Source organism: Brachyspira murdochii DSM 12563, from assembly GCF_000092845.1.
Lineage (GTDB): Bacteria > Spirochaetota > Brachyspiria > Brachyspirales > Brachyspiraceae > Brachyspira > Brachyspira murdochii.
In genome coordinates this window covers 2,396,355-2,409,788 of sequence record NC_014150.1, presented here as the reverse complement: position 1 = coordinate 2,409,788, position 13,434 = coordinate 2,396,355, and the positions used below count along the sequence as shown (strand labels likewise).

Annotated in this window: 10 protein-coding genes; 2 read left to right on the top strand and 8 right to left on the bottom strand. The window is 29.7% G+C overall.

Annotated elements, in window-relative coordinates; translation table 11 throughout:
- Nucleotides 1-28 precede the first annotated feature (28 nt).
- The 6 genes from BMUR_RS10630 to BMUR_RS10605 all read right to left on the bottom strand — a co-directional run bounded on the left by BMUR_RS10630 (nt 29) and on the right by BMUR_RS10605 (nt 7,055).
- On the bottom strand, nt 29-1,297 hold the full coding sequence (locus BMUR_RS10630) for a M20 family metallopeptidase (RefSeq protein ID WP_013114564.1): 1,269 nt from the start codon (nt 1,295-1,297) through the stop codon (nt 29-31).
- Between the two features lie 16 nt (nt 1,298-1,313).
- Nucleotides 1,314-2,246: a nucleoside hydrolase gene (locus BMUR_RS10625; protein WP_013114563.1), complete on the bottom strand. Its 933-nt coding sequence runs from the start codon at nt 2,244-2,246 to the stop codon at nt 1,314-1,316.
- A 55-nt stretch (nt 2,247-2,301) separates the two neighbouring features.
- Entirely contained in the window at nt 2,302-3,240 is a 939-nt protein-coding gene (locus BMUR_RS10620) for an ABC transporter permease (RefSeq protein ID WP_013114562.1), read from the bottom strand.
- A gap of 22 nt (nt 3,241-3,262) precedes the next feature.
- A complete protein-coding gene (locus tag BMUR_RS10615; RefSeq protein ID WP_013114561.1) occupies nt 3,263-4,324 on the bottom strand; it encodes an ABC transporter permease in 1,062 nt (353 codons plus the stop codon).
- 38 nt (nt 4,325-4,362) lie between these two features.
- On the bottom strand, nt 4,363-5,883 hold the full coding sequence (locus BMUR_RS10610) for an ABC transporter ATP-binding protein (RefSeq protein WP_013114560.1): 1,521 nt from the start codon (nt 5,881-5,883) through the stop codon (nt 4,363-4,365).
- A gap of 107 nt (nt 5,884-5,990) precedes the next feature.
- Nucleotides 5,991-7,055, bottom strand: a complete 1,065-nt coding sequence (locus tag BMUR_RS10605; RefSeq protein ID WP_013114559.1) for a BMP family lipoprotein — start codon at nt 7,053-7,055, stop codon at nt 5,991-5,993.
- 188 nt (nt 7,056-7,243) lie between these two features.
- Between BMUR_RS10605 and BMUR_RS10600 the strand changes: the two genes are divergently transcribed.
- Entirely contained in the window at nt 7,244-8,239 is a 996-nt protein-coding gene (locus BMUR_RS10600) for a LacI family DNA-binding transcriptional regulator (RefSeq protein ID WP_013114558.1), read from the top strand.
- Between the two features lie 75 nt (nt 8,240-8,314).
- Complete coding sequence (locus BMUR_RS10595) at nt 8,315-8,764, top strand: hypothetical protein (protein ID WP_013114557.1); 450 nt, start codon at nt 8,315-8,317, stop codon at nt 8,762-8,764.
- Nucleotides 8,765-8,817: 53 nt separating this feature from the next.
- Here the strand turns inward: BMUR_RS10595 and BMUR_RS10590 are convergent, their stop codons facing one another.
- Both BMUR_RS10590 and BMUR_RS10585 read right to left on the bottom strand, forming a co-directional pair.
- A complete protein-coding gene (locus tag BMUR_RS10590; protein ID WP_013114556.1) occupies nt 8,818-9,792 on the bottom strand; it encodes a sulfurtransferase in 975 nt (324 codons plus the stop codon).
- Between the two features lie 114 nt (nt 9,793-9,906).
- Nucleotides 9,907-13,041, bottom strand: a complete 3,135-nt coding sequence (locus tag BMUR_RS10585) for an efflux RND transporter permease subunit (RefSeq protein WP_013114555.1) — start codon at nt 13,039-13,041, stop codon at nt 9,907-9,909.
- Nucleotides 13,042-13,434 lie beyond the last annotated feature (393 nt).

Sequence of the window (13,434 nt, the reverse complement as noted above, 5' to 3'; positions counted from 1 at the left end):
ATTACTCCTTATATTTTATTATGTTTTATCATTTTGCAAAATTTAATATTATATTAGAATATAAAAGTATTGATTCCAAATATTCATCAATATTCAAATATTCATTAACAGTATGACATTGTTTAATTGAACCCGGACCATACTGCAGCGTAGGGCATTTAGCTATATTTCTCCAAGTTCTAGCATCGCATCCTGCAGGAGAGCCAACTATTTCGGCATCTTTTTTATATACATCTTTATAAGATTTTTTAAATACATCTACAAAAGGATCATTTAAATCCATTTCAAATCCGCCTCCAGACTGATATATGCTTATTTTAGGCATATTATCTCTAAGCCAAGAATCTCCCATAGCACACATATTCACTGTTTCAGTAAACTCTTTTACAACCTGCTCATGAGTCATCATATTAGGAAGATAATGCACGCAAGTTTCAATCTTACAATAGTCTGGAACTGTAGAACCTGCTTTACCTCCGCTTATAACTCCTACATTTAAATTCGGAGAAGGAAGAAGAGGGTGTTTATATTTCATAAGCCAATTATGCTCTAATTCATTAATAGCATTTATAATCTTTATAGTTTTATCTATTGCACTTACTCCATTCCATTTTGATCCGGAATGCACAGAAACACCTTTTACTTCAACTCTAAAAAATATAAATCCCATATGAGCGGCTATTATCTCTCTATCGCTAGGCTCGCACACTATAACGGCATCAGCTTTTTTACCGCCCATAGCAGCCATTATAGAACCATTTCCTCCGCCTTCTTCATCAGCTACAGCGGTAATGATAACATCTATAGGAAGCTCTATGCCTGAATCTTTTAATAATTGAACTGACATAATTCCAGCCATTAAGCCGCCTTTCATGTCGCATGCACCTAATCCGTATATCTTTCCATCTCTGATATCAGCACTATGAGGATCGCTCTCCCATAAAGAAGCATCTCCTGAAGGCATAGTATCAACATGACCGTTAAACATTATAGATTTATTTGATTTTCCCTTAAAAGATGCATACACATTATATCTATTATCATAATTATGATTTGGGTTTCCTTCATTATGTTCTTTAATAGATTTTTCAATTATACTTTCATTCATATCTTCTTTTTCTATACTGTCAGCATTCATATCTTTGAATAAATCCATTAAATATTTCTGCCCTGCATCTTCAAGACCGCCGTCTATTCCATGACCTAATACATGAGTATCTATTTTAACAAAATCTGTTAATTTTTTTATATAAATATCTTTATTTTTATTTAAAGTATTTTTTAATGTTTCAAGCATAATTATTATTTCCTAATTATTTATTATATAGTTTTATACATTCTTCTACTATATTCCAGAACTTTTCTATATCCAATTTAATTGAAACTTTGGAATTAGGTTTATTTTTAGTAACGCCAAAATAATCGCATAAAGTTCTTCCATAGCATTTTTCACTTCTTATTTCAACTTCGCTGTACATATCTTTAGTCTCTATGCAGCTTTCATCTATAAGATAAGCTATGCAGGTAGGATCATGCAAAGGACCTCCCTCCCAACCGAATACTTGTTTTTGAGTTTTACAGAAAAATCCCATAAGATCAACAAAAAGTTTTGAAGCATTTCCGCCTATTTTACCCATTCTCTCTACAATACTAGGATAGCATAAAGCCTGTCTTGTAAGATCAAGTCCCATCATTACAAGAGGTACTCCAGAATTAAATACAACATAAGCAGCCTCAGCATCAGCAAATATATTAAACTCAGCAGCAGGAGTTACATTTCCAAGCTGATAGCTTCCTCCCATCAATATTATCCTTTTAACTTTTTCAATTATAGAAGGATCCATTCTGAAAGCCATAGCAACATTTGTCATAGGTCCTGTAATAACAAGTGTAATTTTTTCATTGCTATTTTTTAAAGTCTCTATTATAAAATTCACAGCATGTCTTTTATCTAGCTCTTTAGTAAGTTTATCAAAAACAGGACCGTCCAAACCGCTTTCGCCATGAATATCATCAGCAATAGTCTGAACCTTTCTCACCATAGGAAGGCTCATACCAGAACATACTGGAACATCTATATTTAAATACTGACATACATTAAGAGCATTTATTGTAGTTTTATTCAAAGTCTGATTTCCAGCAACAGTTGTTATACCAAGCAGTTCTATGCTAGGGTGTATTCCAGCCATCAAAATAGCAACAGCATCATCGTGTCCGGGATCGCAGTCAAGTATTATCTTTTCCATTGTTTTTTCTCCTTAAAAAATTTATTTTATAATTTTTATTTATATATAATTTAGTTTATTCTTTAGTTTTATTTAATGAGCTTTTTATTTTTATTTCTCTTCTTTTCTTATGAATCATAGATATAGTAAGTACTAATATTGTTATAACGTATGGAAGCATAAGAACAAACTGAGAAGGCCAGCCGTATGACTGAAGTCTTGCACCTATAGAATCTATAAGTCCGAATAAAGTGCAGCCTATCCAAGAGAATATAGGATTTGCATTTCCAAAGAACATAGCAGCTACTCCCATAAATCCTCTTCCATTAGTCATATTTTCAGTAAAAAGCTGAGAATAACCTATAGATAAATGAGCACCTGCAAGTCCGCCTAAAACTCCTGATATTATCATAACCTGATACTTCATAGCAACAATATTTATTCCAGCTGTTTCTGTAGCTAAAGAAAATTTACCAGTAGCTCTTAATCTAAGTCCCCATACAGTTCTGTAAAGAAGAAAAGCAAATATTATAACAGCTATTATACCAAATATTTCTAATATAGAATAATCATTAAACAAACTGTTTAAATATTTATTAGAAGTCAAAAAATCAAAATGAACTTTAGGTATTCCTACAATTTTAGGATCATGAAATGTACCAGAGGCACCTAAAAATTGTTTTAATAAAAATCTAGTTAAAGCTACAGCCAATAAATTAATAGCAGTACCAATAGCACAAATATCAGCATTATATTTGATATGTGCTACAGCCATTATTAAAGAAAATACAACTCCAGCAATCATAGCGGCAAATATAGCTACAAGCCAACTTCCAGTAAAGAAACTCACGCATACTGCTACAAATGCTCCCATAAGCATTATACCTTCAGTACCTATATTTATTATATCAGCCTGCTGAGTAATTACAGCAGCAAGAGCGGCAAAAAGTATAGGTGTAGTAGCTCTTATAGTGGCATGTACAAGTGTATAATCAAAAATATTCATTAAATCCATAATCTTATTACCTCTCTAATTTTTAAGCTTCTAATTTTTTTGCTTTTTTATTTTTTATTTTATCAGCAAATGATACAAGTATTTCCATAGTAGCAAATATTATAAAAACGGCTATTATTGTATCTACTAATGATTTAGGAATACCAGTATATCTTTCCATACCCAAAGCCCCTGATTTCAAAGCAGCAAGAAATATAGATATAAAAGGAAGCATTTTCAAATCATTCTTTACTATAAGAGCAGCAAGCATTCCGTCAAATGCCAAACTAGCAGAAAAATTATCCAAAAAATATCCGTATACACCTAATACTTCAATCAAACCAGCTATACCTCCTATAGCACCGCTGAACATCATAGTGAATACTATAGTCTTTTTTGAATCTATGCCTACATAGTCAGCATGCATTTCATTTAATCCTACAGTTTTTATTCTGTATCCTAATGTAGTTTTATTAAGTATAAAGAATATTAAAATTGCTATTAATATAGCTATTATAATACCTAAATTAGCACGGCTTGGTCTCATAAACTGAAATAGTGTAATATCTTTAGCAACATCAAGAGTTCTTGCAACACCTGTTTTAGCACTAAGCGGACCATTAACCAAATATGAAGTGATATATATAGCAACATAATTCATCAAAATAGTAACACATATCTCATTAACCTTCCAATATGCTTTTAATATAGCAGGTATAGAAGCCCAAGCACTGCCAACTATTACAGCTAATATAACACATACTAAAAAATGCAAAGGAAAAGGTAAAAAAGAAAAATAAACACCAGCCCAAGCTGTTACTATAGCTCCCAAATAAAGTTCACCTTCAACTCCTACATTGAATATACCCACTTTAGATGATACAGCAAAAGCTAATGCAGTTAAAAATAGTGGTACAAATTTTTCTAATGTTGTTCCCAAATTTAATTTACCTATAAATGATGCCCTAAATAACTGTATATATGCGTTTATAGGATTATGTCCCATCATAAGAATTATAACAGCACCTATAAACATAGATATGATTATAGTAAATAATACATTTATATACTTATTAGAAAGCAGCTTAATATATTTGTTATTCATATGTTCACTCCAATAATACAATGATATTTATAAAAAACTTATTGATGAGGATTTTCACCAACCATAAGAAGAGACAAATTCTCATCATTAGCCTCTTCTGGACTAAGCATTCCAGTTATTGAACCTTCATACATTACTATTATTCTGTCAGATAAAGATAATATCTCTTCCAAATCGGCAGAAACTAATAATATAGCCTTTCCTTTTTCTTTTTCTTCATTTAATATTTTTCTTATAGACTCTATTGCTCCTATATCAACACCCCTAGAAGGCTGAGAAGCTATTAACAATTTAGCATTAGCATCTACTTCTCTTGCAACTACTACTTTCTGAGCATTACCTCCTGATAGATGCGTAGCAGCAACTAAAGCCTCAGCAGGTCTTATATCAAATTTGGATATTAATTCATTTGTTTTATCTATAATTTCTTTATCATTCATAATCATATTATTGGCATATGGTTTTTTATTAAACTTTAATGCTATAATATTTTCTGCTATATTCAAACTTCTATTAAGTCCTCTTAAATTTCTATCTTCAGGTATATGTGCTAATCCTGAATTTCTTATTTTTAATGGAGATTTGTTTGTAATATTAACATTATCTAAATACACATCTCCCTTTTCTACTTTTCTAAGTCCGCATATAGCTTCGATTAATTCACTTTGTCCGTTACCATCTATTCCAGCAATTCCTACTATTTCTCCAGCTTTAACATCAAAACTTATTCCTCTTATTTTTGAAAGCTCTTTTTCACCGCTTGTCCATAAATCATCAACTTTCAAAACAACATCATATACATTTGATTTTTTCTTCTCTACATTTAAGAAAATATCCCTTCCAACCATCATTTTAGCTAATTCTTTTACATTTGTTTCAGTTTTATTAACAGTGTCTATATACTGTCCCTGTCTCATTATTGTAATTCTATCTGATATCTCCATAACCTCATTAAGTTTATGAGATATAAATACTATAGACTCTCCGCTTTCTCTTAAAATATTTAAAATCTTAAAAAATTCCTTAGTTTCCTGAGGTGTAAGTACCGCTGTAGGCTCATCAAATATTAATATCTCAGCACCTCTGTATAAAGTTTTTATTATTTCTACTCTTTGTGCCTCTCCTACAGATATTTGATCAATTCTTTTATTTATCTGAATATCCATTTTATAAGTATCAATATATCTGTTAATTTCTTTTTTAGAAGATTCAAAATCTATAGCTATACCCTTTCTTTTTTCAAATCCTAATATAATATTCTCAAGAACTGTTAATTCTTTTACTAACATAAACTCCTGATGCACCATTCCTATACCTATATCAATAGCTTTTTTAGGATTTAATGATTCATATTTTTCTCCTTTTATAAGAATATCCCCTTCATCTGGAGCATATAGTCCATAAGCTATTTTCATCATAGTAGATTTACCAGCACCATTTTCCCCTATAAGTGAATGTATTTCACCTTTTTTTAGATTGAAATTACCATTTTGTATGGCTTTAATATTTCCAAAACTTTTTTTAATATTGCTCATTTCCAAACAATAACTATTGGACATATTTAACCTCCATTATATGAACTGAATTATTAATTTTATTTAAATAGGTAGGAAGCATAACCTTAAAATAAAGTATATAATTTAAGGTTATGCCTAAAAACTGTATTTTATTTTTTTGGATTACCGAAACCTTGATAATAATTAACAACTATTTCGCCGTTTTTTACTTTTTCTTCTAAGTTTTTAACTTCGTCTAGTATATATGATGGGAATTTATCTGCTAAAGATTCTTTTAATACGCTCATATCTGTTAAACCTACTCCTCCGTTAGCAATATCAAGATATATTACTTCTCCGCCGTTAAAAGTATTATTTACAACTGATTCTATAGCAAGATATGTAGCTCTGTCAACTCTTTTAAGCATTGAAGTAACTATATGTCCGGGATATGTAGAATCCTGATCCAAGTCTACACCTATAGCATATCTGTTTTGTTCTTTAGATGCTTCTAAAACTCCGTTTCCAGTACCTGAAGCAACATTCATTACTATATCAGCACCCTGACTGTACTGAGCTATAGTTAATTCTTTACCTTTAAGCGGATCATTAAATGTACCTGCAAAAGACTGTAAAATTTTAGTTTGAGGATCTATATATTCAACACCTTGTTTAAATCCAGTATAAAAATCAGCTAATACAGGTATATCCATTCCTCCTACCCAGCCTACTATTTTTTCAGCATTAACATTAGGGATAGAAGTATTAGTAGTAAACATAGCAGCTACAGCACCAGCTAAAAAAGAACCTTCATTTTGAGCAAATATTGAAGAGATAACATTAGTAAGACCTTCATCAGCAACGCCGTCTATTAAAGCAAATTTAATATTTGGAAAAGATGAAGCATGTTTATTTATAATATCCTGTAATTGTGTAGAAACGCCTAATACCAAATCATAATTATCAGAAGCCATTGCAAGCAAATTTGATTCCCATTCTGCTGGAACTTTTGATTCCATAACTTTTACTTCTACACCAAAATCTTTTTGTGCCTGCTGAGCTCCTATATATGAAGAGTCATTAAATGATTTATCGCCCAAAAAACCAGCTAACACCAAAGCAACTCTTATTTTTTTACCATCTCCTGAAGCAGCTTTGTCGCCGCTGTTAGAATTAGAACATGACAATAATGTCATAACTGAAATAAGAAACAATACATTTAATTTTTTTAGCATCTTAATCTCCTATTTTTAAATAAATATGTTTTATATAGTTTAGTATAGAAATAATATAATACTTGTCAATTTTTTTTCAGAAATTTTTCAGAAATTTTTCAGAAATAAATTATTTTAATAATACAATATTGACAAATAATACCTGATATATTATATTTTTAAATATAGAAATTATGAGATTAAAAATTATGAACGACAAAAAAATCACTTTAAACTATATAGCTAAAAAAGCAAATGTTTCTGTTGCAACTGTTTCAAGAGTATTAAACGGAAACAGCAGCGTAGATGAAAAAATTCAAAACAAAATAAAAAAAATTATCAAAACTGACGGCTATAATCTAAAAAAAACTTCTAAAGCAAAACAAATAATATCAGTAATTATACCAGATATTACAAATCCTTTTTTTGCAAATATCATTGAAGGAATAGAAAATACTGCAAATCTTTACGGATATCATATAATACTCTCTCAATTTAAAGAAAATAAAGATATATTAAATAAATATTTTAAAGATATAACAAATATTGGAGTATCCGGATACATAATAGTACCTTCCATAGGAAGCACAGAATATTTTAATGACATACTGAAAAAATCAAATGCACCTATAGTATTTTTAGATAGAAAAGTTGATATTGAAAATATAAACTATGTAGGATCTGATAATGAAATTGGGGCTTATAATGCTGCTAAATATTTAATAGATTTGGGGCATAAAAATATTATATATATGGCAGGGCCTGAAGATATAAGCACAGAAAAAGAGAGATTTAACGGATTTATGAAGGCATTAAATGATAATAATATAGATTTTGACTGCTGTAAATATAAAAAAATAGCTAATTTTAATTTTGATGAAAGCTATATGCAGATGAAAGAGATATTAAAATCTAAATTACAATATACGGCAATATTTTCAGCATGCGATGTTATGTGCTTTGGTATAAAAAAAGCTGCTGAAGAATTTAATATATCAATACCAAATGACATATCATTAATAGGTTATGACAATATACCTTTTTCTTCAATAATAGGATTAACAACCGTATCGTCTCAGGCATATGAAATGGGTAAAAATGCTGTACTTTCAATACTTAATATTATAAGCGAAAGAATAAACGATAATGTCAACATAATATTACAGCCTAATATAGTAATCAGAAACTCATGCAAAAAAATATAAAAAATATCAATAATAAAGATTAATAGTTTTACGATAATTTTATTCAAAATTAATACTATTTTTTAAAGAGTTTATATGATTAAAAAAATATCTTTCATTTCTGTAACAGTAATACAAGTATTATTTGTAATATCAGCATTTGCATTACAATTTTTATCAAAAAAGAAAATGGGGGTTATGAGGCATTTTGTTTATTACAACAAAAAATTTGAAACTATTTATAACATTCCTTTTTTAATAAATGCTGCCTCATTTTTAATATTAATTATAATTATAATTGCTGCTATTGTATTTTTTTATTTTTTTAAATCAAAAATATATAGTAATAAATATATGATGCTCTTCAATATTTCTCTAATTATTTTAGGAATACTTTTTATTATTTTTTTAAGAATGTTTTCAAGAGAAAGTTTATTAGCATATTATTACATGACTTTAATATTTTTTATAGTTTATATATCAGAGTTTATAAAAACTTCTTTGTACTATTTATTTATAAAAAAATCAAAAAATATTAAAAAATAAAAAGCGGGCATATAAAAAATAATGTCCGCTTTAATTAGAATCTATACTATAAATTAATTATTAGTATTTTCTCTAGGGTCTCCTAACTGAACAGGAAGTTCAGGATTCATCTGCCATACATACCAGCCGCCGTCAAATAAAGTTACATTAGTCCAGCCTTCCTGATAAGCTATTAAAAATGGTATAGCAGCTCTCCAGCCAGTGCCGCAGTAGAATGATATTTCATTATCTTTAGTTACGCCCCATTCATTCCATATTTTTTGAGCTTCATCTATACTTATGATTTTACCATTATCATCAACATAATCAAATTCATCTCTTCCCCAAACAGCTCCTTTAGGCTCCCCTACTCTTTCTATATAACTATATCCGCTTACCTTTCCAGTAAACTCGTCCCAACTTCTTATACTTACAAGTTTGAAATTAGGATCTTTTTGTTTTTCTATTATCTGCTCTGGCAATGATATAATATATTCTGGGTGAGCTGGAACTATAACTCCAACATCATCTATAGGCTTAGCTTTTTCAGTATTGCTTGAAGCAGCATAACCCATATCAGTCCATGCTTTCAAATTACCATCTAATACATGCACTTCATCAACACCAGCCCAAAGAAGAGTTGTTGCAACTCTTGCTGCAGGAGAAGGCTCTCCATATACTATAACGGCAGTATCTTTTGATATGCCAAAATCTTTCATAACCTGTTCTATTTCTTTAGGTGTTCTTACATTCCAATACTCAGGCTCTTCTATCAAATCGGTATTTATATGCAATGCACCCGGTATATGGGCTTTTTTATAATCAGCACTTGCATCTCCCCAAGAAGCTTCTAAAATAACATAATTAGATGACTGAGGCTGATTGCCGTCTATAACGCTTTTCACCCAATCAGCATTTACATATACTCTTGTCTTTTCAACAGGGGAAGCATTTACTGATGACTGATTAGTATTTGAATTAGTTTCTGTTTTAGAACAGGAAGCTAATACAGACAATATTAGAATTAATAAAAATAAAAACTTTTTCATACTTTCTTTTCTCCCGAAATAAATTTGTATGAATAAGATTATATTATAATTATAATATTCGTCAATGATTTATTATAATGTTAGTTAGAATGTTAATAAATAATTTTAAATATTTTACATATTATTAACAGCATCATTTAAAGCAAAATCATTAGCACTGTCTCTGTCTTTTTGGTCATAATCTTTAAGAGGTATTTTATTTCTTATAGCAGCATATATTGTAGGCACTATTATTAAAGTAAATAATGTAGAAACGCTAAGCCCGCCAAGAAGTGCAGTAGCAAGAGGCTTGTACATTTCATTACCGCTTCCGATTCCTAAAGCCATAGGAAGTATACCAAGTATAGTAGTTAAAGTAGTCATAAGTACAGGTCTTAATCTTCTTTGCCCTGCAATCAAAGCAGCCTCATCACCTTTAATATGCTTTTCATGCATAAGCTGATTCATATAATCAATTAAAACTATTCCATTATTAACAACTATTCCTATAAGTACTATACAGCCTATAGCACTGTATGCACTTAAAGTAGTATTTGTTATTATAAGGGCAGCGAGTGATCCTGCAAAACCGAAAGGAATTGCAAATGCTATTACAAAAGGAGCTATCAAAGATTCAAACTGACTAGCCATTATTGCATACACTAATACCAATGCCAATATTAAAGTTTGTAAAAGCTGAGCAAATGCCTCATTCATATCTTCAAAATCACCTCCGTAATTTATAGATATTCCGCTTGGTACAAATACATCTTTTTTTATTACCTCTTTTACTTCATCTATTATTTCATTCAAAGGTCTTCCGTAAGTATTTGCTATTACAACGGTAAATCTTTTTCTGTCTTTTCGCTCTATTCTATTTGGTCCGTAACTTTTTACTATATCAGCTATTGAAGATAAAGGTATTAATACTCCTTTAACTGGTATGCTTATTTTTTCTACATCTTCTATAGTAACTCTGTCAATATTTTCAAGCTGAACATTAACATCTATATCAGTATAATCAGAATTTTCAGGTGTAATTGTAGTTGCAGTTCTTCCTGCAAAACTGGTATTTATTATTCTTGCTACATCATTAACTTTAAGTCCCATTTTGGCAGCAATATCTCTATTAACATATACCTGAAGTTCTCTGTTTGATTCGTCAATATCAACCATGGCTCCTCTTATACCTTCTATATTGGATATTGCACTAACTATTCTGTCTCCAAGCTCTTTAGCCTGAACTGTATCATCTCCAAGCATCTCTATTCTTATAGCCTCTCCGCCTGAAGAACTAGACATTGATCCTAACAATATTACATTTATCCTAGCAGGGTATAATTGAAGTTTTTCTCTTGTTCTCTCGGCATATTCATTGATATCACCAACTCTTCCAGCATTCTTTGCTTTTAATTGTATTCTTATATTAGCACTGTTTGCTTCGCTTCCTTTTCTTATTCTTGACTGAATTCTAGTTAAATCATCTTTAATAATTTCTCTTATATCATTTTCCATTAATGCCACGAAAGACTGTGTCTGCTCATACTTAGTACCTATAGGCATAGTTACCAGAACCATAAACTGACCTTCATCTGTTCTTGGAAAGCCTTCCTTACCTATGAATTTTAAACCGAATATTATAACAGAAAATACTAATATCATAGAAGGAAGAAGTACTACTAATTTTCTTTTAATAGAAAAAGAAAGTATTTTATTATAGATATTGTTTATATTGCTGTGTATGTATTTATTAGTCAGAATTTCTAATTTGCCTAATAATTTTAATCTCTTATTTGTAACAAGTCTCGCCCCAAACATAGGTACTATCAAAAGAGCAACTAATAAAGAAGCTATCATTGATATTGTAACTGTTATACATAAATCTCTAAACATTTGGCTAACCATACCTTCAAGATAAATAAAAGGCAAAAATACAGCAATAGTTGTAAAAGTGGAAGCTGAAATTGCAAGAGACACCTTTGAAGTACCGTTTATAGCAGAAGAATATTTTCCAAATCCGTTATTCCTATAATAAAATATATTTTCAAGCACAACTATAGAATTATCTACCATCATACCTATTCCAAGAACAAGACCGGAAAGCGATATAACATTTAAAGTAACTTTCATAAAATACATGAGTGTAAAAGTTACTATTATAGAAAGCGGTATTGATATTGCTATTATAGATACAGTTCTTATATTCCACATATAAAGCATAAGCACTATAACAGCAAAAAGTCCTCCCTGCCAAGCGGCATCAAGTACTCCGCTTATAGATTCATTAATGCTGTCTGCTGTATTAAACATTATCTGATATTTTACACCGTCTGGGAAATTATACTCTTCAAGCTGCTTTATTACATTTTTTGATACTTCTACAGTATTGGCTCCAGACTCTTTACTTACTGCTATTGATATTGAGTTCTCTCCATTAACTCTTATAATATTAACATTATCATCATAACCCTCATACACCTCAGCCAAATCCTGAACCTTTATTACAGAACTATTTTCTCCGTCTTTTATTAAAGTAATAGTAGTATTTTTTATATCATCAATACTAGTTATTTCACCCATAGTTCTTATAGTGTATTTATAAAATCCCTGATCTGCCTGACCACCTACAAGATTATTATTATCGCGTGATAATGCAGAAGCTATTTCATTAATATTGATATTATATGCTTTTAATCTGTTTAGATTAACATCAATCTTTATCTGACTTTTTAATCCTCCCATAACTTTAGCCTGTGCCACACCTTTAGCCTGTTTTATCTGCGGAGCTATCTGATTATCTGCTATATTATACAATGTAGACTGGTCGTCAATACCGTAAACAGCAACTTCCATTAATGAAGTATCGTCCATATCAAATTTTCTTATCACGGGTTTATCTGCATTATCTGGAAGCAAATCTGTAACCTGTTCTAAAGCCTCTCTTATATCCTCTGTAGCCTCAGTTAAATCAGTACCCCAATTAAACTCTACTAGTACATTTGAAAAATCTTCCATTGAAGTAGAGGTTATATTTTTTATATTATTAACTGTGGCAACAGCTCCTTCAACTATCTTAGTAACGGATTTTTCTATTTCCTCAGGTCCTGAATTTTTATATCTTGTATATATGCTTATGTAAGGAATCTGCATATTTGGCATAAAGTCTATAGAAAGCCTAGATAAACTAATAAGCCCTAATATAAGTATTGAAACTATTACCATAAGTATGGTTACTGGTCTTTTTACAACTATTTCTATTAATTTACTCATAAACCAAATTTTTTAATTTTTATCATATATTATTTATTATATCATATTAGACGATAAAATGTAAAAAAAGTTTTAAATTAAAAAAATATAAAAAGTTATATATTATAGATGATGTAATATAGTATAACTACATAGTGATATTATTTATATAATAATTTAAAATAATATTGATAATTTTAATAATTACGGATTTATTCCAAGTTATTTAAATATGTGATTGGCATAAAAGAAATAATTATTTTAATTGACAAAAAAATAACCATAATTAAAAAATATATCTTTGGTAAATTTAAAAATTTTTTCATTGCAGATATAGATATTGCATTTAAGTATTCTTTAATTTTTTCAAGTATGGCATATGTATGTAATAATTTAAAGCATAGTGTATGCGTT